The sequence below is a fragment of the Streptomyces sp. NPDC028711 genome, from assembly GCF_055565415.1.
The window spans coordinates 244887-267641 of record NZ_JBVHUJ010000014.1 but is presented as its reverse complement, the minus strand read 5'-3'; the positions used below and the strand labels follow the sequence as shown (position 1 = coordinate 267641).

Genomic DNA, 22755 nt, shown 5'->3' with positions numbered 1-22755 from the left:
TGATTTTTGGCACGCTGTTGAGTTCTCAAGGAACGGACGCTTCCTTTGTACTCACCCTCTCGGGCTTTCCTCCGGGCTTCCCTTCGGTCTTGCGTCTCCGACTCTACCAGATCCTTTCGGCGTCTGATTCCCAGTCAGCGGGAGTTGTCTTTCCGGCTGTTGGGCCGTTCCGACGAGTGAGACTTTAGCGGATTTCCTGCCTCCGACGCTAATCGGGCGGCTGCGCTCAGGTTTCGAACGCGGATTCCTCATTTCGCAAAAACGCACGGAAAGCACGACGGCACGACAAAGCACCATCAGCTTCAGTAGGTCTTGCGGAATGGCTGTCCGGGGCCGACCGGGGTCGGTGCTCACGTCGGACAACTCGGAGAACCTTACGGATCGGTCAATCCCGTGTCAACCCCGGTCCTGGGGCGTACGCTCTGCGTATGACTACGCGTGCGCACACCACCCAGTGGTGGGCCGCCTGACGGCGGCCCGCACTCGCGCATGCACCACGCGGCCGCCGCTTCGGCGGCCGTTCGCGTATCCCCCTCCGGGAGGCGGCCGTCGGATCGGCGCCCAGGAGAAGAGGGAGAACCAACGCGATGACGAGGATCTTCAGCGGGGTCAAGCCGACCGGGCACCTGACGCTGGGCAACTACCTCGGGGCCGTCCGGCGGTGGGTCGAGGTCGATCAGCATCGGGCGGAGGCGCTGTTCAGCGTCGTGGACCTGCACGCGCTGACCGTGGAGCACGACCCCGCGCGGGTGCGGCGGCTCAGCCGGCAGGCGGCCACGCTGCTCCTCGCCGCGGGACTCGATCCGAAGCTGTGCACCCTGTTCGTACAGAGCCATGTCGATGAGCATGCGCGGCTGTCGTACCTGCTGGAGTGCACGGCCACGGACGGCGAGCTGCGGCGGATGATCCAGTACAAGGAGAAGAGCGTCCAGGCGCAGGCGGCGGGTCAGGGGGTGCGGCTGTCGCTGCTTACGTATCCGGTGCTGATGGCGGCGGACATCCTGGCCTACGGGGCCGATGAGGTGCCGGTGGGTGAGGACCAGACGCAGCACGTCGAGCTGACCCGGGATCTGGCGGTGCGGTTCAACCAGCGGTATGGGCACACGTTCACGGTGCCGAGGGCGACGCGGCCGGAGGTGGCGGCGCGGGTCATGGATCTTCAGGACCCCACGTCGAAGATGGGGAAGTCGCACGCCAACGGGGGCGGGATCGTCTATCTGCTCGACGACGCGGAGACCGTGCGGCGGAAGATCATGCGGGCTGTGACCGACAGCGGGCGGGACGTGGAGTACGACCGGGACGCCAAGCCGGGGCTCGCGAATCTGCTCGATCTGATGGCGGCCTCGACGGGTGGGAACCCGGAGGCGCTGGCCGGTGTATATGAATCGTACGGAGCGTTGAAGAGGGACACGGCCGATGCGGTCGTCGAGCTGCTGAGGCCCGTGCGCGAGCGGCATGCAGAGCTCGCGGCGGACCCCGGCTATGTGGATCAGGTGCTACGGGACGGGGCCGAGCGGGCCCGGGGGGCGGCTCGGCCTCTGGTGGACCGGGCCTATCGGGCGATCGGGCTGTTGCCCGCCGGGTGACGGAAGGCGTTCCGGTAGTCGCGCGGGCTGGTGGCGAGGTGCGAGGCGAAGTGCTGGCGCATCGTGACCTCGCTGCCGAAGCCCGCGCGGCGGGCCACCTCGGGGAGAGGGTGGTCCGTGAGTTCGAGGAGTTTCTGCGCGGCGGCGACGCGCTGGCCGATGAGCCAGTGCAGGGGGGTGGTTCCGGTGGTGGCCTGGAAGTGGCGGGCGAAGGAGCGGGGGGACATCCCGGCTCGGGCGGCGAGGGTCGCGACGGTGTGCGGCTCGTCGAGGTGGGCGAGGGCATGGGCGCGGACGTCGGCCAGGGCGTCGGCGTCACGGTCGGCGCGGGGGGTGGGGTGCTCGATGAACTGGGCCTGGGTGCCCGTGCGGAAAGGGGCGGTGACCATCGAGCGGGCGATGGAGGCGGCGGCCTCGGCGCCATGGGCGGTGCGGACGAGGTGGAGGCAGAGATCGATGCCGGCGGCTGTGCCGGCTGAGGTCCAGACACCGGTGTCCTCGACGAAGAGGGCGTCGGGTTCGACGTGGATCTTCGGGTGGCGGGTGGCCAGGGTTGTGGCCAGGTGCCAATGGGTGACGGCGCGGCGGCCGTCGAGGAGTCCGGCTCGGGCGAGCACGAAGGCGCCGGCGCAGAGCGAGGCGACCGGGATGCCGGCGGTGTGGGCGCGGCGGAGAGCGTCGAGGAGGAGGGCCGGGAGGTCGGCGTCGGGGTCTTCGATGCCGGGGACGAGGACCAGGTCGGTGGGGGTGAGTCCGTCGAGCCAGGTGAGTGGGCGGTCGGGGGTGAGGGTGAGCCCGCCGCGCAGGGAGACGGGGGTGTGCGGGTCGGCGGCGACCCTGCGGAGTTCGAAGGGCGGGACGCCTCGGAGGCTGCGGTCGCTGCCCCAGACCTCGGTGATGACGGAGATGTCGAAGGCGCGGATGCCCGGGAAGGAGAGGAGTGCGATGCGCTGGGGGCGGGGTGTGGGGATGGACGACACGTGTGGCAGTAAACCATCGATCGCTGTCATTCGTTCCTCTGGGAGAGGGGGCCGACCAGGGGAAGGATCGTGGGTATGGAGATCGCACAGAACGCAGCGCTGGTTGTCATCGACGTACAGAAGGGCTTCGAGGAGGAGTTCTGGGGGAAGCGGAACAATCCGGACGCGGAGGAGAACATCGCGGCTCTGATCGACCTGTGGCAGGAGACGGGGCGGCCGGTCGTCTTCGTGCGGCACGACTCCCCTGAGGGTTCTCGCTCGCCGTTGCGGACGGGGTACGCGGGGAACGCCTTCAAGGATTTCGTCGAGGAGCGGCGCGGGAAGGGCAGCGGTCCGGAGCTGCTCGTGACGAAGACCGTGAACTCGGCCTTCTACGGGGAACCGTCGCTGGACACGTGGCTGTCCGGGCAGGACATCGCGCAGATCGTGATCGTCGGGATCCAGACGAACATGTGCAACGAGACGACGGCCCGGATGGGCGGGAACCTCGGGTACCAGGTGGTGTTCCCGCTGGACGCGATGCACACCTTCGACCTGGACGGGCCGTTCGGATGGTCGCGGAGCGCCGATGAGCTGGCGCAGGCGACGGCCGTGTCCCTGCACGGGGGAGGGTTCGCGAAGGTCGTGTCGACGGAGGAGGTCGTGGAAGGGGCGTCCGCCGGGGTCCGGTGACCCCGGCGGGGGGGGCGTCGGGCGTCAGCTGTTGCCGGAGGCGAGTTCGCGGCTGCGGTCGCGGGCGGCTTCGAGGGCGGCGATGAGGGCGGCGCGGACGCCGTGGTTCTCCAGCTCGCGGATGGCGCTGATGGTGGTGCCGGCCGGGGAGGTGACGGCCTCGCGGAGCTTGACCGGGTGCTCGCCGCTGTCGCGGAGCATCACGGCGGCGCCGATGGCGGCCTGGACGATGAGGTCGTGGGCCTGGGCGCGGGGCAGGCCGAGGAGGATGCCGGCGTCGGTCATGGCCTCGACGAGGAAGTAGAAGTACGCGGGGCCTGAGCCGGAGAGGGCGGTGGCCGCGTCCTGCTGGGACTCGGGGACGCGGAGGGTCTTGCCGACGCCGCCGAAGATCTCCTCGGTGTGGGCGAGGTGTTCGAGGGTGGCGTGGCTGCCGGCCGAGATGACGGACATGCCCTCGTCGACGAGGACGGGGGTGTTGGGCATGACACGGACGACGGGGGTGCCGTTGGTGAGGCGCTCCTCGATGAAGGAGGTGGGGATGCCGGCGGCGGCACTGATGACCAGGCGGTCGGCGGCGACGTGCGGGGCGAGCTCGTCGAGGAGGCGGCCCATGTCCTGGGGCTTGACGGCCAGGATGAGGGTGTCGGCGCGCTTGGCGGCCTCGGCGTTGGTGACGGTCTCGACGCCGTAGCGGGCGCGCAGTTCTTCGGCGCGTTCGGCGCGGCGGGCGGTGACCAGGAGGTTCGCGGGGCGCCAGCCGGCGCGGATCATGCCGCTGAGGAGCGCTTCACCGATCTTGCCGGTGCCGAGGACTGCGACGGTCTGGGTCATGGCTCTGTTCACCTCGCCGGAGGGGGTACGTGTCGTCATCCTCGCACCGGTGGGCCGGGAGGTGCGCCGGTGTCCGAGGGGCGGTCACGCGGTGCGGCGGCGGAGGGTGGCCGCGCCGAGGGTGAGGACGAGGAGGGCGCAGCCGGCGACGACGAGGGCGTCGCGGACGAAGTCGCCGGTGATGTCGGGGTGGCGGAGGACCTGGTTCATGCCGTCGACGGCGTACGACATCGGCAGGGCGTCGGAGATCGCTTCGAGGGCGGGGGCCATCCGGTCGCGTGGGGTGAAGAGTCCGCAGAGCAGCAGCTGGGGAAAGATCACGGCCGGCATGAACTGGACGGCCTGGAACTCGGAGGCGGCGAAGGCGGAGACGAAGAGGCCCAGGGCGGTGCCGAGGAGGGCGTCGAGGAGGGCGACGAGGAGCAGGAGCCAGGGGGAGCCGATGACGTCGAGTCCCAGGAACCAGACGGCGAGGCCGGTGGCCAGGGTGGACTGGACGACGGCGAGGAGGCCGAAGGCGAGGGCGTAGCCGGCGATGAGGTCGGCCTTGCCGAGGGGCAGGGCGAGGAGGCGTTCGAGGGTGCCGGAGGTGCGTTCGCGGAGGGTGGCGATGGAGGTCACCAGGAACATCGTGATGAGCGGGAAGATGCCGAGCAGGGATGCGCCGATGGTGTCGAAGGTGCCGGGGCTTCCGTCGAAGACGTACCGGAGCAGGAAGAGCATGGCGCAGGGGACGAGGAGCATCAGGGCGATCGAGCGGGGGTCGTGGCGCAGCTGACGCAGGACGCGGGCGGCGGTGGCGAGGGTGCGGGCGCTACTCATGACCGGGACTCCTCGTGTGCGGCTCGGGCGGCGGCGGCGTCGACCAGGTGGAGGAAGGCCTCTTCGACGGTGGCGGTGTCGTTGCGGCGGCGGAGGGCTTCGGGGGTGTCGTCGGCGAGGATCTCGCCCTCGCGCATGAGGAGGAGCCGGTGGCAGCGTTCGGCTTCGTCCGTGACGTGCGAGGAGATGAGGAGGGTCGTGCCTCGGTCGGCGGCGATCTGGTGGAAGAGGTTCCACAGGTCGCGGCGGAGGACGGGGTCGAGGCCGACGGTGGGTTCGTCGAGGACGAGGAGTTCGGGGGTGCCGAGGAGGGCGACGGCGAGGGAGACGCGGCTGCGCTGGCCGCCGGAGAGCCGGCCGGCGAGGGAGTCGGCGTGCGGGGCGAGGTCGACGTCCATGAGGGCCCGGTCGACGGCCGTGTGGCGGTCGTGGCGGTGGGCGCGGCCGGGGAGCAGGACGGCGGCGAAGTAGTCGAGGTTCTGGCGGACGGTGAGGTCGTCGTAGACGGAGGGGGCCTGGGTGACGTAGCCGATGCGGGAGCGGAGGGTGGGGTCGCCGGCGGGGCGGCCGAGGACGTGGAGGGTGCCGTCGACCTTGGCCTGGGTGCCGACGATCGCGCGCATGAGGGTGGATTTGCCGCAGCCTGAGGGGCCGAGGAGGCCGGTGATCCTGCCGGCGGGGACGGTGAAGTCGAGGCCCCGGAGGACGGTGCGGTCGCCGCGGACGGTGGTGAGGCCGTGGGCGGTGATGGCCGGTTCGTGGGTCGTGTTGCCCGGGGGGCCGGTGGGGGCGTCCGGTTCGGTGGGCTTGGCCGTGGCCGTGGTTTTGTCGGCGGCCTGGGCGGTGGCCTTGTCGGCGGCCTCGTCCGCCGGGTAATTCATCATGTGATGAATAGTGCGCCTGGGGGTACCGGTCGTCAAGGACGTGGGGCCTGGACGGTCGTCGGTTCTCGGGGGGTGGCTGCTACGTGCGCTTCGGCTTCTTGCGGGCGGCGGGGTTGCCGGTGCGGGTTCCGCGGCGCTTCTCGTACTGCTCGCGGGCCTTGTCGTACTCCGTGCGGCGCAGCTTCTCGCCGGGTGCCTCGACGAGGCAGCGGGCGCTGTAGGCGAGGAGCGAGCCGACGAAGCCGATCGCCTTCAGGCTGCGCAGGGAGTCCTCGCGGGCCGGGTCGGCGGGCCGGCGGAGGAAGCCTTCCCAGGTCTTGCGGAAGGCGATGGCGCTGCAGATCGCGAACATGACGACGACCAGCATGTTGACGATGCCGCCGACGTCCGCGATCTGCAGGCCTTCGTAGGCGAAGCGCAGCACGAAGCAGGCCGCGACGGCGGCGGCGAGCGAGCCGGCGGCCAGGCCGGCGCGGCGCAGCGGGTAGTGGCCGCTGTGGTCGACCCAGGTCGTCCCGAAGAAGCGGATCTCCTCGGGTCGGGGGCCGGCGGGGGTGCCGCCGGTCGTGCTGGGGGTCTGCTCGTCGTCGCTCACGAGGTCGATTATCCCCGGGGCGACGAGGGAGGACCTCAGGCGCAGCGCGGCGCGACGAAGCCGTCGCTGCCCGTGCGCACGTACGCGTCGGAGATGTACTCGCCCGGCGCGATGTTGTCCCAGATGCGCGTGGTGCCGTAGGGGCCGCTGATCCACTCGCCGTACTTCTGGCAGGAGATCGCCACCGTGGCGTCCAGGGGCAGTACCCGGACGATCGGGTACTGGGTGCTCGGGCCCGAGCGCACGTTCACCCGGTAGCCCGGTGCGACCGCGTAGCGCGTCGCCGCCAGTGTCGTGACCGCGTCCCCCGTGGTCTGCTTCTCTTCCGTACCCATGGTGTCCTCCCCCTTGGCGCAAAAGCGCTCCGCCGAGTTTCACTCTCCGCGACGCGCAGGCTAGCAAGCCCCACCGACATCGGGGACCCCATGGACTAGGCTCCGTCGGGTCGCGCACGGGCGCGTGAGGTGACGGGGAATCACACGGGGGTGGGCGATGCCGCCGTTGCGCGGTACCGGTGCCGGCCGGGAAGCGGAGGGGCCCGAGTACGCGGGCGGCTACCGTCTCCAGGCATGTCTGGGCGCCGGCGGCATGGGCGTCGTGCACCTCGCGGCCTCGGCGTCCGGGCTGCGGCTCGCGGTCAAGGTCGTGCACGCACGGTATGCGGAGGACCCCGAGTTCCGGGCGCGTTTCCGCCAGGAGGTCGCCGCCGCCCGCCGGGTCAGCGGAGCCTTCACCGCGCCGGTCGTCGACGCCGACCCCGATGCCGTACGCCCCTGGATGGCCACCCTCTACGTCCCCGGACCCACCCTCGCCGACCAGGTGAGGCGGAACGGTCCGCTGGCCCCCGCCGAACTGCGCCGGCTCACCGCCGGGCTCGCGGAGGCGCTGCGCGACATCCACCGCGCCGGTGTCGTCCACCGCGATCTGAAGCCCAGCAACGTCCTGCTCACCGACACCGGCCCCAAGGTCATCGACTTCGGCATCTCGCGGCCGGTCGACAGCGATCTGCGCACGGAGACGGGCAAGCTCATCGGTTCACCGCCGTTCATGGCGCCGGAGCAGTTCCAGCGGCCGAGGGAGGTCGGGCCGGCGGCGGACGTGTTCGCGCTCGGCTCGGTCCTGGTGCACGCGGCGACCGGGCACGGGCCCTTCGACTCCGACAGCCCGTACATCGTGGCGTACCAGGTCGTCCACGACGAGCCGGATCTGACGGGCGTGCCGGAGGAGCTGGCGCCGCTCGTCGCGCGCTGCCTCGCCAAGGAGCCGGCCGAGCGACCGACGCCGGGCCAGATCATGGCGGCGCTGCTGCCGCCCTCGTACGCGGCGGAGGCGTTCATACCGGCTCAGCGGCGGCGGCCCGCCCTGCCGGGAGGCGGGGGAGGCGAGGCCCTCGACGGCGGCATGGCCGGGGCGACCGGACCTTCCCCCGCGTGGGACGCGGACACGCCGGTACGCGCCCCCGCGGCTCCCCCGCGCCGCCGGGGCCCGCGTGTCCGGCCGCGGCTGACGATCGCCGTCGCCGCAGCGGTCGTGCTGACGGGAGCGGGCCTCTACGCGGCCCTGAGCCCCTCGGCGCCCGGCGGTCCGAAGACCCCCACCCGCCCCGCGGAGGTGGCCACCGTCTTCGCCGGCTGGCAGACCACCCTCCAGAGGCACGGCCCGACGGCCGCGCCCGCGTGCACCCACGCCGGGGGCGCGCTGTACTGCTCGGCCAGGAGCGTGGACCTCACCCGGCTCGACCCGGTGACGGGACGGGTCCTCTGGTCCCGGTCCGCCCCCGTCAGGGCGGAGTCCCCGGCCGCGCCCTTCCTCCTCGCGGACGGTCTGGTCGGCGCCGCCACCCCGACGGGCCCGCTGCGGGCCTACGCGGCCGAGGGCGGCACGCCCGGCTGGACCGCCGAGGCGAAGCTTCCCGAGACGTACCGGCCGGCCGGGACCGCCGTCGTGCTCTCCGACGGGCGGGGCGGGATCCGGGCCGTCGACAGCCGTACCGGCAAGGAGCTCTGGCGGCACGGCCTCGCCGGCTTCGGGATCCCGCGGCCGGGACCGTACGACGCTCCGACCGGCCTCCTCACGGTGTCCGAGACCTCTCCCGACGGGACGAGCACCCGGGTCGGCGGCGTCCGGCCCCGTACCGGCGAGATGGACTGGCGGCACGACCTGGACGGCACTCTCGACCCGCTGGGCCGCACCGGCGACGGAGCGCTGGTCCTCGCCTCGTTCCACCAGGCCTCACTGGTCGACGCCCTCGTGCTGCTCGACCCGGACGACGGCACCGTGCGGCGGCTCCCCCTCCCCCACCGGATCGACCTCCGGGGCGTCGCCGTGCGCGGCGCGATCGTCCACGTGCTCGACGCGAACGGGCACCTCACCGCCTTCGACACGGCGGCGGAGAAGGGGCGGGTGCTGTGGGAGCTCGAGACGGGCGCCGGGAACGTGTCCGCGCCCGTCGTCGGCCCGGGTGACCGGCTCTACTTCTCCGTCCAGGACGGGCGGCTGCTCGCCGTCGACACCGTACGCGGCGCCCTGATCGGCCAGACCCGGCCGCGGCTGCTCAACGGCCGGCTCGAGTACGCGCCCCTCGTGCCCCCGCCGCTGGTGGTCGGGGACAGGGTGTTCGGTACGGCCCCTGACGGCTCCGTCTTCGCGGTCGACACGCGCGATCCCGGGTCCTGGTGAGCCACGCGGGCGCGTAGCCCGTACGCGCCGCCGGGAAACACCGCGGCGGCGGGGAACGGGCTTCGTGCCGCTCCCCGCCGCCGCGGGTCGTCTCCTCCGGGGCCGGTCAGCCGGTCGTCACCGGTCAGCCCAGCCTCGTCACGTCCCGGACCGCGCCCTTGTCGGCGCTCGTCGCCATCGCCGCGTACGCGCGCAGGGCCGCCGACACCTTGCGCTGCCGGTTCTTCGGCGCGTACACGCCGTTCAGCGCCTCCCGGCGGGTGGCCAGGGTGGCCTCGTCGACGAGCAGCTCGATCGAACGGTTCGGGATGTCGATGCGGATGCGGTCGCCGTCCTCGACGAGGGCGATCGTGCCGCCCGAGGCCGCCTCCGGCGACGCGTGGCCGATGGACAGGCCCGACGTACCGCCCGAGAAGCGTCCGTCGGTGACGAGCGCGCAGGTCTTGCCCAGGCCCCGGCCCTTGAGGAAGGAGGTCGGGTAGAGCATCTCCTGCATGCCGGGGCCGCCGCGCGGGCCCTCGTAGCGGATGACGACCACGTCGCCGTCCTTGACCTGCTTGTTCAGGATCTTCTCGACGGCCTCGTCCTGCGACTCGCAGACGACCGCCGGGCCCTCGAAGGTCCAGATCGACTCGTCGACACCGGCCGTCTTCACCACGCAGCCGTCGACGGCGAGGTTGCCGTGCAGGACCGCGAGGCCGCCGTCCTTCGAGTACGCGTGGGCCGCGTCGCGGATGCAGCCGCCGGCCGCGTCCACGTCCAGCGCCTCCCACCGCTCGGACTGGGAGAAGGCGGTCGCCGAGCGGACGCAGCCGGGGGCCGCGTGGAACAGCTCGACGGCCTCGTCCGACGGGGAGCCGCCACGGACGTCCCAGGCGTCCAGCCACTCCTTGATGGAGCGGGAGTGGACGGAGTGGACGTCCTCGTCGAGGAGACCGGCGCGGTAGAGCTCGCCGAGGAGAGCCGGGATGCCGCCCGCCCGGTGCACGTCCTCCATGTAGTACGTACGGTCCTTGGCGACGTTCGGAGCGACCTTGGCCAGGCAGGGGACCCGGCGCGAGACCTCGTCCATGTCCGGCAGGCCGTAGTCCAGCTCGGCCTCCTGGGCGGCGGCGAGCAGGTGCAGGATCGTGTTGGTCGAGCCGCCCATGGCGATGTCGAGGGCCATGGCGTTCTCGAAGGCCCCGCGGGTCGCGATCGAGCGCGGCAGGACGGAGGCGTCGTCCTCGTCGTAGTACCGACGGGTGATGTCGACGACCGTGCGGGCCGCGGCCTCGTACAGGCCCTTGCGGGCGGTGTGGGTGGCGAGCAGCGAGCCGTTGCCCGGGAGGGAGAGGCCGATCGCCTCGGTCAGGCAGTTCATCGAGTTGGCGGTGAACATGCCGGAACAGGATCCGCAGGTCGGGCAGGCGTTCTCCTCGATCCGGAGGATGTCCTCGTCCGAGATCTTGGGGTTCACGGCGTCGGACATCGCGTCGACCAGGTCGAGCGTGCGAACCGTGCCGTCGACGAGGGTCGCGCGTCCGGCCTCCATCGGGCCGCCGGAGACGAAGACCGTCGGGATGTTGAGGCGCAGGGCGGCCATCAGCATGCCGGGAGTGATCTTGTCGCAGTTGGAGATGCAGATCAGGGCGTCGGCGCAGTGCGCCTCGACCATGTACTCCACGCTGTCCGCGATCAGGTCGCGGGAGGGGAGCGAGTACAGCATGCCGCCGTGCCCCATCGCGATGCCGTCGTCGACGGCGATCGTGTTGAACTCGCGGGCGATGCCGCCGGCGGCCGTGATGGCCTCGGAGACGATCCGGCCGACGGGCTGGAGGTGGGTGTGGCCGGGGACGAACTCCGTGAAGGAGTTGGCCACCGCGATGATCGGCTTCCGGCCGATGTCCGCGCCGGGTACACCGGAGGCGCGCATAAGGGCGCGTGCGCCCGCCATGTTGCGACCGTGGGTGACAGTGCGGGACCTCAGCTCGGGCATCGTCGCTCGCTCCTCGTGATGGATGTGCTTGCTTTCGAGCGTACGCCGACGGACCAAGATCTGGACAGGGTGTCCGTATGGCGGACCGACTGTTCAGCTTCCGGACGTGTCGCCGCGCGCCGCTCGGGGCTGCGCCTCAGGCCTCGGTCAGATAGCGCTGGAGGGTCGGGGCCACCATCGCCACGATCTTCTCCGGGTCCGCCGAGGCCATCGGCTCGACCTGGATCACGTACCGCATGATCGCGATCCCGATCATGTGGGAGGCGGCCAGCTCCGCGCGGAACTTCGGGTCCGGTACGTCGAGCTCGTCCGCGATCCGCTCCAGGAGCCGTCGCAGCACGAAGGTCCGCAGCACCTTGGCGGCGGCCTCGTGGGTCAGCGCGGAGCGGACGATCGCGAGGAGCGGGGCGCGGCTGACGGGGTTCTCCCAGACGCCGATGAAGAAGCGGGCCAGGCGTTCCCCGATGGTCTCGCGCGGGCCGCCGACGATCGCCGGGATGACGGTCGCCGGCTCGAAGGAGACCTCGATCGCGGCGGCGAAGACCTCGTCCTTCGTACCGAAGTAGTGGTGCACGAGTGCCGGGTCGACGCCGGCCGCCTTGGCGATGCCGCGCACCGAGGCCTTGTCGTAGCCGCGCTCGGCGAACTGGGCGCGGGCCGCGTCCAGGATGCGCTCGCGTGCGCCCGGCCCGCTCTCCTCCCCGGTACGGGAGGGGCGGCCGCGCCGGCGCGGGGCCGGTTCGGTCACGGTCGCGGGACCCGGGAGTGGCGGGCGGACGCCGACGCGAGGTGGAGCCGGGTGAAGGCCAGGGCCTCCGCGAGATCGGCCTCGCGTTCGGCGGCTGACATCGCGCGGCGGGTGTTGACCTCGATGACGACGTGGCCGTCGAAGCCGGTGAGGGCGAGGCGCTCCAGGAGCTCGGCACAGGGCTGGGTGCCGCGCCCCGGGACCAGGTGCTCGTCCTTGGCGGAACCCCTGCCGTCGGCGAGGTGGACATGGCCGAGCCGGTCGCCCATGCGGTCGATCATCGCGAGCGCGTCCGTGCGGGCGGTCGCGGTGTGCGAGAGGTCGACGGTGAAGTGCCGGTAGTCGTCCTTGGTGACGTCCCACTCGGGGGCGTACGCGAGCATCTCGCGGTCCTTGTACCGCCAGGGGTACATGTTCTCGACGGCGAACCGTACGTCGGTCTCGTCCGCCATCCGCCAGATGCCGGTGACGAAGTCCTTGGCGTACTGGCGTTGCCAGCGGAACGGGGGGTGGACGACGACCGTCGACGCGCCGAGCCGCTCGGCCGCCGCCTGTGCGCGCTGGAGCTTGACCCACGGGTCGGTGGACCAGACGCGCTGGGTGATGAGGAGGCAGGGGGCGTGCACGGCCAGGATCGGCACCTGGTGGTAGTCGGAGAGCCGGCGCAGCGCCTCGATGTCCTGGCTGACCGGGTCGGTCCACACCATGACCTCGACACCGTCGTAGCCGAGGCGCGCGGCGATCTCGAAGGCCGTCGCCGTCGACTCCGGATAGACCGAGGCCGTCGACAGGGCGACCTTCGCATCCGGGATGCGCACCACTGGTTCTGCCACGGGGACAGGGTACGGGGCGGGGCGGGGGACGGGGGGTGGTTCAGGTCACGCTGGGGCCGGGGAGCCCACGGCGGGCGGCGGGCCGGGCAGGGAGAGGCGGCGGGCGGCGGGCCGGGGCCCGCGGCTCGTCAGTGTTCCGGGAGGTGGTCCAGGCGGCGCAGGATGACGCCCTCGCGGAGGGCCCAGGGGCAGATCTCCAGTTCCTCCACGCCGAGCAGGTCCATCGCGCCCTCCGCGACGAGCGCGCCCGCGAGGAGCTGTCCCGCACGGCCCTCCGAGACGCCCGGCAGGGCCGCGCGCTCGGGGATGGTCATCCCGGCGAGGCGCGGAACCCACTCCTCCAGGGACTTGCGGGTCAGTATCCGCTGGACGTAGAGGCCCTCGCCCGAGCCGGGGGCCCCGGCGATCCTGGCCAGCTGCTTGAAGGTCTTGGAGGTGGCCACGACGTGGTCGGGGCGGCCCGAGCGGCTGAACTCCCCGACCGTACGGGCGATCTGCGCGCGCACGTGGCGGCGGAGGGCCTTCACGTCGTCGAGGTCGGCCGGGTCGCCCCGCAGCCAGCCGGCGGTCAGACGGCCCGCGCCGAGCGGCAGGGAGACGGCCGTGTCCGGGTCCTCGTCGATGCCGTACGCGACTTCGAGGGAGCCGCCCCCGATGTCGAGGAGGAGGAGCTTGCCCGCGGACCAGCCGAACCAGCGGCGGGCCGCGAGGAAGGTGAGCCGGGCCTCCTCCTCGCCGGTGAGGACCTGGAGCTCGACCCCGGTCTCGTCCTTCACGCGCGCGAGGACGGCGTCGGCGTTGCTGGCCTCGCGGACCGCGGAGGTCGCGAACGGCAGTACCTCCTCGCAGCCCTTGTCCTCGGCGGCCAGGAGCGCGTCCCGGACGGTCGCGGTGAGCCGCTCGACGCCGTGGGGCGCGATGGCGCCCCGCTCGTCGAGCAGTTCGGCGAGCCGGAGCTCCGCCTTGTGGGAATGGGCGGGCAGCGGCCGGGCGCCGGGATGGGCGTCCACCACCAGGAAGTGCGCTGTGTTCGAACCGACGTCGAGGACTCCGAGTCTCATGGGCGGAACGGTACTGCGCGCACCCGCATACGCTTGGTGTTGTGCCAAAGACGAAGAAGGCGAAGCCCGGCAAGGACAGCGGCAGCGACACGGGTGTGTCGGCTGTGACCGACGTGACGGCTGTGGCGGAAGCGAAGGCCGGCAGGACCGCCGAGGCCGCCCCGGCGGGCGGCGCGGTGAAGAGCGGCAGGAAGCGGGGCAAGAAGGCCGAGCCGGACGAGAAGGGGCTCGACTTCGCGCGTGCGTGGGTCGAGTTTCCCGACCCGGCCGACGAGGAGCAGGTCTTCCGCTGCGACCTGACCTGGCTGACCTCGCGCTGGACGTGCGTCTTCGGCAGTGGCTGCCAGGGCATCCAGGCGGGCCGGGCCGACGACGGCTGCTGCACGCTGGGCGCGCACTTCTCCGACGAGGACGACGAGAAGCGGGTCGCCTCGCATGTGGCACGTCTCACTCCGGAGCTCTGGCAGTTCCACGACGTCGGTACGGAGACGGGCTGGGTGCAGCTCGACGAGGACGGCGACCGGCAGACCCGCCGCTGGGAGGGGTCCTGCATCTTCCAGAACCGTCCCGGTTTCGCGGGCGGCGCGGGCTGCTCGCTGCACATCCTGGCCCTCAGGGAGGGCAAGGAGCCGCTGGAGACGAAGCCGGACGTCTGCTGGCAGCTGCCGGTGCGGCGCACGTACGACTGGATCGACCGGCCCGACGACACGCGGGTCCTGCAGGTGTCGATCGGTGAGTACGACCGGCGGGGCTGGGGCCCGGGCGGCCACGACCTGCACTGGTGGTGCACCTCGGCCACGTCGGCGCACGGGGCCGGGGAGCCGGTCTACGTCACGTACCGGCCCGAGCTCACCGAGATGATGGGCAAGGAGGCGTACGAGGTCCTGGCCGGGCTGTGTGAGGCGCGGCTCTCCTCGCAGCTGCCGCTGGTGGCCCCGCACCCGGCCGACCCGAAGATCTAGCCGCTCGGGCGGGCCGGTTGCCGGGATCCGCTTCGCTCAGGACGTGGACGGCGCCGGCGTTTCCTCCGTCGTCGGCGGCGGGGTGGTCGGCTCCGTGGTGCCCGGGTCCGTCGTGCTCGGGGGCGGTTCCTCCGTCGTCGGGGGCGGGGTCGTCGGCTCCGTGCTCGGAGGTGTCGTCGGCTCGGTGGTCGACGGAGGCGTCGTCGGCGGTTCCTCCGTCGTCGGCGGGGGCGTCGTCGGGTCCGTGGTCGGAGGGTTCGTCGGCGGTGTCGTCGGCGGCGGGGTGACCGGGTCGGCCGGCGGCGGGGCGCTGACTCCACGCCCGTCGATCCTGACCACGGCGCCCGAGGGGTTCACCCCGATCCTGGCGCTCCAGGCGCCCCGGGGTTCGCGGTCGTGGTCGACGCGGACGGCGAGCGTGACCGTCTCGCCGGGCCGCAGCGTGCCGGAGGCGCGGCTCACGTACAGCCAGGGTGCGTCCGTCCACAGCGACCACTCGACGGGGGAGCCCCCGGACGCGGTGAGGGTGAGCAGGGTCAGGTCGCCGTGGCCGCGCGCGCCGACCGTGATCCAGCCCGGGGCGGTCTCGCCCGGGCCCGCGGCTTCCGTGGGGCCGGTGGGGCCGCCGGGGCTGAGGATCTCGACGGAGACGTCGGGGGCGCGGCTGCCCCGGGTGAAGCGGGGCTCGGGGGTCGTCCGGGCGTTGCCCGTGTTCTCGTACCGGTCGCTGTCGGCGCTCGCCGGTTCGTCCGCCTCGCGCGCGCTGATCCGGGAGCCGTCCCGTGCGGTCGTCTCGGCGGCGGGGGCGCCCCGGTAGGAGGTCCAGAGGGCGAGGACGGGCGCGGCGACGACGGCCGCGACGACGGTGGTCGTCACCGCGCGGGCCCGCATCCGGTCGCGGCGGGCAGCGTGGTCCTTCGGGTCGAGGGGGAAGCCGGTCGGCGCGAAGCGCGGGGCCCCGGCACGCGCGCGCGGGACATGGAGCATCGCCATGTACGCGGCCGCCCGGGGGGCCTCGACGAGCGGGAGTCCGGCCGGCGGGAGGGCCCCGGCCCCCGGCCAGGGTCCTGCGGCGCCGACGCGCTCGGCGGCCCGCCGGCAGCGGGGGCAGTCGTCGACGTGCCGGACGAGCTCGGCCCGCAGGGCGGCCGACAGGAGCACCTGGTGGTCGCCGGTGAGCCGGGCGACGGTGGGGCAGCTGCCGGTGTCGACGACGGCGAGGGCGGCCCTGGTGCGCTCGACCTCGCAGCCGGCGGTGGCGAGGAGTTCGCGGGCGGCGAGCGGGTCGAGGGAGAGCACGGCGGCGACCTGGCGGTGGCTGAGGCGGTGCCGTACGGCAAGCTCCAGGGCCTCGCGCTGCTCGGGTGTGGTGCCGGCGGCCTCGGGCCAGGCGAGCAGCGCGAGTTCGGCGCGGCGCCGCTCGGCGGTCTCCTCGGGGATCCGGGGCGGCTCGGGCGCGGTGACGGCGGGGCGGCCGGTGTGGGCGCCCTGGCGCTTGCGGCGCTGCTCGCCGAGGCTGCGCAGACAGGCCCAGCGGGCGAGGGCGTACAGCCAGGCCGTACGGCCGTCCTCGTCGGAGGGACAGCGGCCGTGGTGGCGCTCGGCGACGGCGAGGACGTCGCCGAGGACGGCGGTGGCCGTGTCGTGGTCGCAGAGCACGGAGAGGCAGTACGTGAAGAGGCCGTCGAGGGCGGCCTCGTAGTGGGCGGGGGCCCGCCGGCCGGACGTGCGCGGGCCCTCGTCCGCGGCGCGGTGCGCCGGGTGTGCGCCGGTGGTGCGTCCGGGAGATTCCAGCCTGCTGCTCGTCACCCGGTGACCGTAGGCAGCGAGGGGGGCACTTTTCGTACCGGTCGCGCACTTCTCATTCGTACGGGTGAAGGTATCGCTCGAAAGGGGACAGGAACCCAGCATTCCGCGACGGCGGGACGGCCCGGGGCCCGTTGTCGGTGGCGGCCACTACGGTGGCGACATGGCTGCCCGTACGAAATCGACCAAGGACAGGCCGTCCTACCGCTGCACCGAGTGCGGCTGGCAGACGGCCAAGTGGCTCGGCCGCTGCCCCGAATGCCAGGCCTGGGGGACGGTCGAGGAGTACGGCGCGCCCGCCGTCCGCACGACCGCCGCGGGCCGGGTCTCCACCGCCGCCGTCCCCATCGGGCAGGTCGACGGCCGGCAGGCCACCGCCCGCTCCACCGGCGTCGACGAGCTGGACCGGGTCCTCGGCGGGGGTCTGGTGCCCGGTGCCGTCGTGCTGCTCGCGGGCGAGCCGGGTGTCGGCAAGTCCACGCTGCTGCTCGACGTGGCGGCGAAGGCGGCGAGCGACGAGCACCGCACGCTCTACGTCACGGGCGAGGAGTCCGCGAGCCAGGTCCGGCTGCGCGCCGACCGGATCAACGCCCTCAGCGACCACCTGTACCTGGCGGCCGAGACCGACCTGTCGGCGGTCCTCGGGCACCTGGACGCCGTGAAGCCCTCCCTGCTGATCATGGACTCGGTGCAGACCGTCGCCTCTCCCGAGATCGACGGCGCGCCCGGCGGCATGGCCCAGGTCCGCGAGGTCGCCGGGGCCCTCATCCGGGCCTCCAAGGAGCGGGGCATGTCCACGCTCCTCGTCGGTCACGTCACCAAGGACGGGGCCATCGCGGGCCCCCGGCTCCTGGAGCACCTGGTCGACGTCGTCCTGAGCTTCGAGGGCGACCGGCACGCGCGTCTGCGGCTCGTCCGGGGCGTCAAGAACCGGTACGGGGCGACCGACGAGGTCGGCTGCTTCGAGCTGCACGACGAGGGCATCACGGGTCTCACCGACCCCTCGGGGCTCTTCCTGACCCGGCGTGACGTGGCCGTTCCCGGCACCTGTCTGACGGTCACCCTGGAGGGCCGCCGGCCGCTCGTCGCCGAGGTCCAGTCGCTGACCGTCGACTCCCAGATCCCGTCCCCGCGCCGGACCGTCTCCGGTCTCGAGACCTCCCGGGTCTCGATGATGCTGGCGGTCCTGGAGCAGCGCGGCCGGATCAGCGCGCTCGGCAAGCGGGACATCTACAGCGCGACGGTGGGCGGTGTGAAGCTCACCGAGCCCGCGGCCGACCTGGCGATCGCGCTCGCCCTCGCCTCCGCGGCGAGCGACACCCCGCTGCCGAAGAACCTGGTGGCGATCGGCGAGGTCGGGCTCGCGGGCGAGGTCCGGCGGGTCACGGGCGTCCAGCGCCGGCTGGCCGAGGCGCACCGTCTCGGCTTCACGCACGCGCTGGTCCCCTCGGACCCGGGCCGGGTGCCGGCGGGCATGAAGGTGACGGAGGTCGCGGACATGGGCGACGCGCTGCGGGTGCTGCCGCGCAGCCGACGCGCGAAGGCCCCGGAGGTGGCGGAGGGGTAGGGCGGGGGGCCGCGGCGCCCTGCCCTGGCGGCGTCTCCGCTGAGCGGCGCGCCCGCGTGAGCGGCGCCCCCACATGAGCGGCGCGCCGCGCACGACCGAGCGCCGCGTCCCGTACAAAAGCGACACCGGTGCGCAAGGGGCACCCCGGCCGACGGCCTTCAGGTTCGCTCCGTACGCTTCGCAAAGGTGCGGAGGGTTAGGTCCGTGCCGGGGCGGGGACCCCTTTCGGACCACCCGGGATCGGTCGGGGGCGGAGGGCGGCGGGGTGGTGTCGCTAGACTTTGCCCTGGTCTCGCCCATCCGTACGAGCCGGAGGAGTGCAGTGGCAGCCAAGGACGGGGCAGCAGCTCCTGGAAAGTCCGGCGCGGGCTCCGGCAACGAAGCACTGATGCGTGCCGCCCTGAGCGCGGTCGCACCCGGCACCGCGCTGCGCGACGGCCTGGAGCGGATCCTCCGGGGCAACACCGGTGGGCTCCTCGTGCTCGGCCTGGACAAGACGGTCGACTCGATGTGCACCGGCGGTTTCGTGCTGGACGTCGAGTTCGCCGCCACGCGCCTGCGTGAGCTGTGCAAGCTCGACGGCGCGCTCGTCCTCGACAAGGACATCACCAAGATCCACCGCGCGGGTGTGCAGCTGGTCCCGGACGCCTCCATCCCCACCGAGGAGACCGGCACCCGGCACCGTACGGCCGACCGGGTCTCCAAGCAGTGCAACTTCCCGGTCGTCTCCGTCTCCCAGTCGATGCGTCTGATCGCGCTGTACGTGAACGGCGAGCGCCGGGTCCTCGAGGAGTCGGCCGCGATCCTGTCCCGTGCCAACCAGGCCCTCGCGACCCTGGAGCGGTACAAGCTCCGGCTCGACGAGGTGGCCGGCACGCTCTCCGCCCTGGAGATCGAGGACCTGGTCACGGTCCGGGACGTCACCGCCGTCGCCCAGCGTCTGGAGATGGTCCGCCGGATCGCCACCGAGATCGCCGAGTACGTGGTCGAGCTCGGCACCGACGGACGCCTCCTCTCGCTCCAGCTCGACGAGCTGATCGCGGGCGTGGAGCCGGAGCGCGAGCTGGTGATCCGGGACTACGTTCCCGAACCCACCGCCAAGCGCGCGCGTACGGTCGCGGAGGCGCTCACGGAGCTGGACGCGCTCACCCACACCGAGCTGCTCGAACTGCCGGTCGTGGCGCGGGCACTGGGGTACAGCGGCTCGCCCGAGACCCTCGACTCGGCCGTCTCGCCGCGCGGCTACCGGCTCCTCGCGAAGGTGCCGAGGCTGCCGGGCGCGATCATCGAACGGCTCGTGGAGCACTTCGGCGGGCTGCAGAAGCTGCTCGCGGCGAGCGTGGACGACCTCCAGACCGTCGACGGCGTCGGCGAGGCCCGCGCCCGCAGCGTGCGCGAGGGCCTGTCGCGGCTCGCGGAGTCCTCGATCCTGGAACGGTACGTCTGAGAGCCGGACGCCCGAAGCCGGACGCCTGAGATCCGCACGCCCGGAGCCGCACGTCCGGAGCCGCACGACTGAGGTCCGTACGTCTGAGGTCCGTACGCCTGAGATCCGTACGCCCGGAGTCGCGCGGCCGGAGTCGCGCGGCCGGGCGTAGGTCCGGGTGTGCGGGCGTCAGTCCTTGGCGAGGGTGAACGAGGCGGGGAGCACCTTGGCGCCCGGCATCGTCGCCTCCACGAGGTAGGTGCCGGGGCCGGCCTGGCCCTTCGGGGCGGTGGCGCACAGCGGTGCGCTCCGTCCGCGGTCCCACTCCACGGTGTGGGTGACCGTGGTCCGCGCGGGGACGCGCAGGAGGACCGGGGTGCCGGGGCGGGGGCAGTGGGCCGAGGACCAGATCTCGTCGTCCTGGGCGTCGCTGATCGTCAGCACCGCGCTGCGGGGCCCGAAGTCGGCCTTGCAGGCGGCGTTCGAAGTGTTCTTCGCGACGAGGTGGAAGCGCGGCTTCTCGCCCGGCTCGTAGCTGACCTTCTCGCTGCGGAGCGTCAACTGCAGGGCGCCGACGGGGCAGTTGGGGAGCGGGGAGTCGGCCGGTACCTGCTGTCCCGCGCCGGTGCCCGCGCCTCCGTCGCCGCCGGCGCCGTCGGTGTCGCCGTTCTTGCCGCTGTCACCGGTTCCGGCGGCCGTACCCGCGTCCGTGCCGGTGCCGGTGCCCGGGTCCGTACCGGCGCCGCCCGAACCGCCGTTGCCGCCGGTGGCGTCGCCGGAGTCGTCCGACTCGTCGCGTCCGCCGGGCTGTTGGCTGATCGCCGGTCCCGTGCCGGAGGGTCCTGGGGTGATCGAGGGCGGGGTGGGAGACGAGCCGTTGGCCGCGTCGTTCGACTTCTTCCCGCCTCCGTCACCGGAGGTGACGGCCCATACGGCGAGGAGCGCGAGAAGCGCCACTAGGCACGCCGCCACCGCCCTCCGTCGCCAGTAGATGGTGGAGGGAAGCGGCCCGACCGGATTGCGCAAAGATCCCACGACCCGAACCTTACGAGAGATCGGGCCCAACTCCCGCCCCACCCGCCGCCCGAGAACTCAAGTTTTGCCGATGATCACATCCGTCGGTTCCGGGAACTTTCCCGCGTCGGCGCCCGATCGCCTCACCACCTCACCCGAAACCGGGGGGAATCGGGCGGGGCGGCGAGACCCCCACTTTCGTCGGGGGTCGCTCTGGCCGTTGGCCCGGGGCGGCGCACTCCGGATTCCGGTTAGCGTCGTCCACCATGAACACCCTCCTCGACCTGTCCGACCGGCTGTATCTCGACGTCGCCGACTTCGCCCACTCCACCCCCCACTGGTTCCAGTGGCTCGCCGAGGTCTGGACCGAGGCCGGACTGCTCCTGTTCGGCGTGCTGTTCCTGGCCGGCTGGTGGCGCTCCCGCGACGGTTCGAACCGGCTGATGGCGCTCGCGCTGCTCGCCCCGCTCGCCACCGCCTTCGGTTACGTGGTGAGCGAGGGGCTGAAGTCGCTGATCGACGAGGAACGTCCGTGCCGCGCGGTCGTCGGGGCGCCCGCGTCGCTCGTCACCTGCCCGCCGTACGGCGACTGGTCCTTCCCCAGCAACCACTCGGCCATCGCGGGCGCCGCCGCCATCGCGCTCGCGCTTTCCTGGCGCGGGCTCGTCTGGCTGACGGTGCCGATGGCCGTGCTCATGGCCTTCTCCCGGGTCTTCGTCGGCGTGCACTACCCGCACGACGTGACCATCGGTCTGCTCCTCGGTGGTCTGGTGGCCTTCCTCGTCATGCGGGCGGCGGTCCGGCCGATGGGGTCCCTGGTGGAGACGGCCCGGTCGAGCCGGAGCTCGGCCGTGGTCTGGTGCGCGGGGCGCGGGCCCCGGACGCACGCCGTCCCCCGCGCCGAGGAGCCCCCGTGCGCGCACCACGGAGCGTACTGAGCACGGGCGGCGTGCCCCCGGGCGCCCGCGCCGGCTCGGGCGCGGCTCACTCCGGCGCGAGCGCCACGGCACGTGCTGACGCCCTCCCGGTGCCCGAGCCACGGCGCGTACGGATCACCTCGCGGACGTGCCAGGATCGGGGTGCCATGACTTCCATCGACGCTTCCCTCACGCCTGACGCTTCCCTCGCTCCCGACGCCCGGCTCACGCCTGACGCTCAGGTCACGTCCGACGCCGGGCGCACGTCCGACGACCGGCGCACGTCCGACGACCGGCTCGTGCCCGACGACCGGCTCGTGCCCGAAGGCCCCGGCGCCCCCGCCGTCCCGGCGGCGGCCCCCGCCGAGCTGCACGGGCCCGTCCTCGCCTGGTTCGACCGGCACGCCCGTGACCTGCCCTGGCGCCGCCCCGAGGCCGGCGCCTGGGGCGTCATGGTCAGCGAGTTCATGCTCCAGCAGACCCCGGTCGTCCGGGTCCTGCCCGTGTACGAGCAGTGGCTCGCGCGCTGGCCGCGCCCGGCCGACCTGGCCGCCGACGCTCCCGGCGAGGCGGTCCGCGCCTGGGGGCGGCTCGGCTATCCGCGCCGTGCGCTGCGGCTGCACGCGGCGGCCGTCGCCATAACGGAACGGCACGGCGGCGACGTACCGAGCGATCACGGGCAGCTGCTCGCGCTGCCCGGCATCGGCGAGTACACGGCCGCCGCGGTGGCCTCCTTCGCGTACGGACAGCGGCACGCGGTCCTGGACACCAATGTGCGCCGGGTCTTCGCCCGTGCGGCGACCGGCGTCCAGTACCCGCCGAACGCGACCACGGCCGCCGAGCGGCGGCTCGCCCGCGCCCTGCTGCCCGAGGACGAGGCGACCGCGTCCCGCTGGGCCGCCGCCTCCATGGAGCTGGGCGCGCTGGTCTGCACGGCGAAGAACGAGGACTGCGGGCGCTGCCCGATCTCCGGGCGGTGCTCCTGGCGGCTCTCCGGGAAGCCGGCCCACGACGGCCCGGCGCGGCGCGGCCAGACGTACGCGGGGACCGACCGGCAGGTCAGGGGCCGGCTCCTCGCCGTGCTGCGCGAGTCGACGGACCCGGTGGCGCAGGCGGCCCTGGACGCGGTCTGGGACGAGCCGGTGCAGCGGGCCAGGGCACTGGACGGCCTGGTCGCGGACGGTCTCGTCGAGCCGCTGGACGACGGGTACTACCGGCTTCCGGTGTCCTGAGCCCCGGTCGCGGCCGACTCCCGGGCGTCCTGAGCCCGCGCTCCTACCTTTCGATGCCCTGAGCCCCGCTCCTACCGGGTTCCGGGCGCCCTGAGCCCCCGCCCCCGCGTCGAAACCTTCTCACCGCCGCTGTTACACAACCGATGGGTAGCCGTGCGT

Annotated in this window: 20 protein-coding genes; 8 read left to right on the top strand and 12 right to left on the bottom strand. The window is 73.0% G+C overall.

What is annotated here, in order from left to right:
• Nucleotides 1-587 precede the first annotated feature (587 nt).
• The gene (gene trpS / locus ACZ4VK_RS34010; protein ID WP_468360878.1) at nt 588-1586 is read left to right on the top strand and encodes a tryptophan--tRNA ligase; all 999 of its coding nucleotides are present in this window, start codon (nt 588-590) and stop codon (nt 1584-1586) included.
• Here the strand turns inward: trpS and ACZ4VK_RS34005 are convergent.
• A complete protein-coding gene (locus ACZ4VK_RS34005) occupies nt 1553-2596 on the bottom strand; it encodes a GlxA family transcriptional regulator (RefSeq protein ID WP_468360875.1) in 1044 nt (347 codons plus the stop codon). The two genes, trpS and ACZ4VK_RS34005, sit on opposite strands and share 34 nt — an antisense overlap.
• A gap of 45 nt (nt 2597-2641) precedes the next feature.
• Here ACZ4VK_RS34005 and ACZ4VK_RS34000 point away from each other — a divergent pair, with 45 nt between their 5' ends.
• A complete protein-coding gene (locus ACZ4VK_RS34000) occupies nt 2642-3238 on the top strand; it encodes a cysteine hydrolase family protein (RefSeq protein WP_468360872.1) in 597 nt (198 codons plus the stop codon).
• A 24-nt stretch (nt 3239-3262) separates the two neighbouring features.
• Here the strand turns inward: ACZ4VK_RS34000 and proC are convergent, their stop codons facing one another.
• The 5 genes from proC to ACZ4VK_RS33975 all read right to left on the bottom strand — a co-directional run bounded on the left by proC (nt 3263) and on the right by ACZ4VK_RS33975 (nt 6708).
• Entirely contained in the window at nt 3263-4072 is an 810-nt protein-coding gene (gene proC / locus ACZ4VK_RS33995) for a pyrroline-5-carboxylate reductase (protein WP_468360869.1), read from the bottom strand.
• An 84-nt stretch (nt 4073-4156) separates the two neighbouring features.
• Nucleotides 4157-4894, bottom strand: a complete 738-nt coding sequence (locus tag ACZ4VK_RS33990; protein WP_468360866.1) for an ABC transporter permease — start codon at nt 4892-4894, stop codon at nt 4157-4159.
• A complete protein-coding gene (locus ACZ4VK_RS33985) occupies nt 4891-5778 on the bottom strand; it encodes an ABC transporter ATP-binding protein (RefSeq protein WP_468360863.1) in 888 nt (295 codons plus the stop codon). Before ACZ4VK_RS33985 ends, ACZ4VK_RS33990 begins: the two co-directional genes overlap by 4 nt.
• A gap of 79 nt (nt 5779-5857) precedes the next feature.
• Entirely contained in the window at nt 5858-6373 is a 516-nt protein-coding gene (locus ACZ4VK_RS33980; protein ID WP_468360860.1) for a hypothetical protein, read from the bottom strand.
• A gap of 35 nt (nt 6374-6408) precedes the next feature.
• A complete protein-coding gene (locus ACZ4VK_RS33975; RefSeq protein WP_468360857.1) occupies nt 6409-6708 on the bottom strand; it encodes a peptidase in 300 nt (99 codons plus the stop codon).
• 157 nt (nt 6709-6865) lie between these two features.
• On the opposite strand from ACZ4VK_RS33975, the gene ACZ4VK_RS33970 reads away from it, so the two are divergent.
• Nucleotides 6866-9052 (top strand): protein kinase domain-containing protein, encoded by a 2187-nt coding sequence (locus ACZ4VK_RS33970; protein ID WP_468360854.1) that lies wholly within the window; start codon nt 6866-6868, stop codon nt 9050-9052.
• Nucleotides 9053-9176: 124 nt separating this feature from the next.
• On the opposite strand, the gene ilvD is transcribed toward ACZ4VK_RS33970, so the two are convergent.
• The 4 genes from ilvD to ACZ4VK_RS33950 all read right to left on the bottom strand — a co-directional run bounded on the left by ilvD (nt 9177) and on the right by ACZ4VK_RS33950 (nt 13672).
• Nucleotides 9177-11030, bottom strand: coding sequence for a dihydroxy-acid dehydratase (gene ilvD, locus ACZ4VK_RS33965; protein WP_468360851.1), 1854 nt, complete (start codon nt 11028-11030; stop codon nt 9177-9179).
• A 136-nt stretch (nt 11031-11166) separates the two neighbouring features.
• The gene (locus ACZ4VK_RS33960; protein WP_468360848.1) at nt 11167-11778 is read right to left on the bottom strand and encodes a TetR/AcrR family transcriptional regulator; all 612 of its coding nucleotides are present in this window, start codon (nt 11776-11778) and stop codon (nt 11167-11169) included.
• A complete protein-coding gene (locus ACZ4VK_RS33955; RefSeq protein WP_468360845.1) occupies nt 11775-12611 on the bottom strand; it encodes a sugar phosphate isomerase/epimerase family protein in 837 nt (278 codons plus the stop codon). The genes ACZ4VK_RS33960 and ACZ4VK_RS33955 overlap by 4 nt, the downstream gene beginning before the upstream one ends.
• 128 nt (nt 12612-12739) lie before the next feature.
• A complete protein-coding gene (locus ACZ4VK_RS33950; protein ID WP_468360842.1) occupies nt 12740-13672 on the bottom strand; it encodes a Ppx/GppA family phosphatase in 933 nt (310 codons plus the stop codon).
• A 176-nt stretch (nt 13673-13848) separates the two neighbouring features.
• Here ACZ4VK_RS33950 and ACZ4VK_RS33945 point away from each other — a divergent pair, with 176 nt between their 5' ends.
• On the top strand, nt 13849-14634 hold the full coding sequence (locus ACZ4VK_RS33945; RefSeq protein WP_468360913.1) for a DUF3109 family protein: 786 nt from the start codon (nt 13849-13851) through the stop codon (nt 14632-14634).
• A gap of 36 nt (nt 14635-14670) precedes the next feature.
• Here the strand turns inward: ACZ4VK_RS33945 and ACZ4VK_RS33940 are convergent, their stop codons facing one another.
• Nucleotides 14671-16443, bottom strand: coding sequence for a BACON domain-containing protein (locus tag ACZ4VK_RS33940; RefSeq protein ID WP_468360839.1), 1773 nt, complete (start codon nt 16441-16443; stop codon nt 14671-14673).
• 160 nt (nt 16444-16603) lie between these two features.
• Between ACZ4VK_RS33940 and radA the strand changes: the two genes are divergently transcribed.
• On the top strand, nt 16604-18007 hold the full coding sequence (radA, locus tag ACZ4VK_RS33935; protein WP_468360835.1) for a DNA repair protein RadA: 1404 nt from the start codon (nt 16604-16606) through the stop codon (nt 18005-18007).
• A 322-nt stretch (nt 18008-18329) separates the two neighbouring features.
• The gene (gene disA, locus ACZ4VK_RS33930) at nt 18330-19454 is read left to right on the top strand and encodes a DNA integrity scanning diadenylate cyclase DisA (RefSeq protein WP_468360832.1); all 1125 of its coding nucleotides are present in this window, start codon (nt 18330-18332) and stop codon (nt 19452-19454) included.
• 168 nt (nt 19455-19622) lie between these two features.
• Here the strand turns inward: disA and ACZ4VK_RS33925 are convergent, their stop codons facing one another.
• Nucleotides 19623-20468: a hypothetical protein gene (locus ACZ4VK_RS33925; RefSeq protein WP_468360829.1), complete on the bottom strand. Its 846-nt coding sequence runs from the start codon at nt 20466-20468 to the stop codon at nt 19623-19625.
• Nucleotides 20469-20713: 245 nt separating this feature from the next.
• On the opposite strand from ACZ4VK_RS33925, the gene ACZ4VK_RS33920 reads away from it, so the two are divergent.
• Both ACZ4VK_RS33920 and ACZ4VK_RS33915 read left to right on the top strand, forming a co-directional pair.
• Nucleotides 20714-21385 carry a phosphatase PAP2 family protein gene (locus ACZ4VK_RS33920; protein WP_468360827.1) on the top strand — a complete coding sequence of 224 codons (672 nt, stop codon included), beginning with the start codon at nt 20714-20716 and terminating at the stop codon, nt 21383-21385.
• A gap of 146 nt (nt 21386-21531) precedes the next feature.
• On the top strand, nt 21532-22596 hold the full coding sequence (locus ACZ4VK_RS33915) for an HhH-GPD family protein (protein WP_468360826.1): 1065 nt from the start codon (nt 21532-21534) through the stop codon (nt 22594-22596).
• The last annotated feature ends 159 nt before the right edge of the window (nt 22597-22755 follow it).

Bases quoted from the DNA above. Each gene is read 5' to 3' on its own strand.
- ACZ4VK_RS33970 (WP_468360854.1), top strand. From the start codon at position 6,866: ATGCCGCCGTTGCGCGGTACCGGTGCCGGCCGGGAAGCGGAGGGGCCC.
- ilvD (WP_468360851.1), bottom strand. From the start codon at position 11,030: ATGCCCGAGCTGAGGTCCCGCACTGTCACCCACGGTCGCAACATGGCG.
- trpS (WP_468360878.1), top strand. From the start codon at position 588: ATGACGAGGATCTTCAGCGGGGTCAAGCCGACCGGGCACCTGACGCTG.
- ACZ4VK_RS33915 (WP_468360826.1), top strand. From the start codon at position 21,532: ATGACTTCCATCGACGCTTCCCTCACGCCTGACGCTTCCCTCGCTCCC.
- ACZ4VK_RS34000 (WP_468360872.1), top strand. From the start codon at position 2,642: ATGGAGATCGCACAGAACGCAGCGCTGGTTGTCATCGACGTACAGAAG.
- radA (WP_468360835.1), top strand. From the start codon at position 16,604: ATGGCTGCCCGTACGAAATCGACCAAGGACAGGCCGTCCTACCGCTGC.
- ACZ4VK_RS33985 (WP_468360863.1), bottom strand. From the start codon at position 5,778: ATGATGAATTACCCGGCGGACGAGGCCGCCGACAAGGCCACCGCCCAG.
- ACZ4VK_RS33990 (WP_468360866.1), bottom strand. From the start codon at position 4,894: ATGAGTAGCGCCCGCACCCTCGCCACCGCCGCCCGCGTCCTGCGTCAG.
- proC (WP_468360869.1), bottom strand. From the start codon at position 4,072: ATGACCCAGACCGTCGCAGTCCTCGGCACCGGCAAGATCGGTGAAGCG.
- ACZ4VK_RS33950 (WP_468360842.1), bottom strand. From the start codon at position 13,672: ATGAGACTCGGAGTCCTCGACGTCGGTTCGAACACAGCGCACTTCCTG.
- ACZ4VK_RS33920 (WP_468360827.1), top strand. From the start codon at position 20,714: ATGAACACCCTCCTCGACCTGTCCGACCGGCTGTATCTCGACGTCGCC.
- ACZ4VK_RS33975 (WP_468360857.1), bottom strand. From the start codon at position 6,708: ATGGGTACGGAAGAGAAGCAGACCACGGGGGACGCGGTCACGACACTG.
- ACZ4VK_RS34005 (WP_468360875.1), bottom strand. From the start codon at position 2,596: ATGACAGCGATCGATGGTTTACTGCCACACGTGTCGTCCATCCCCACA.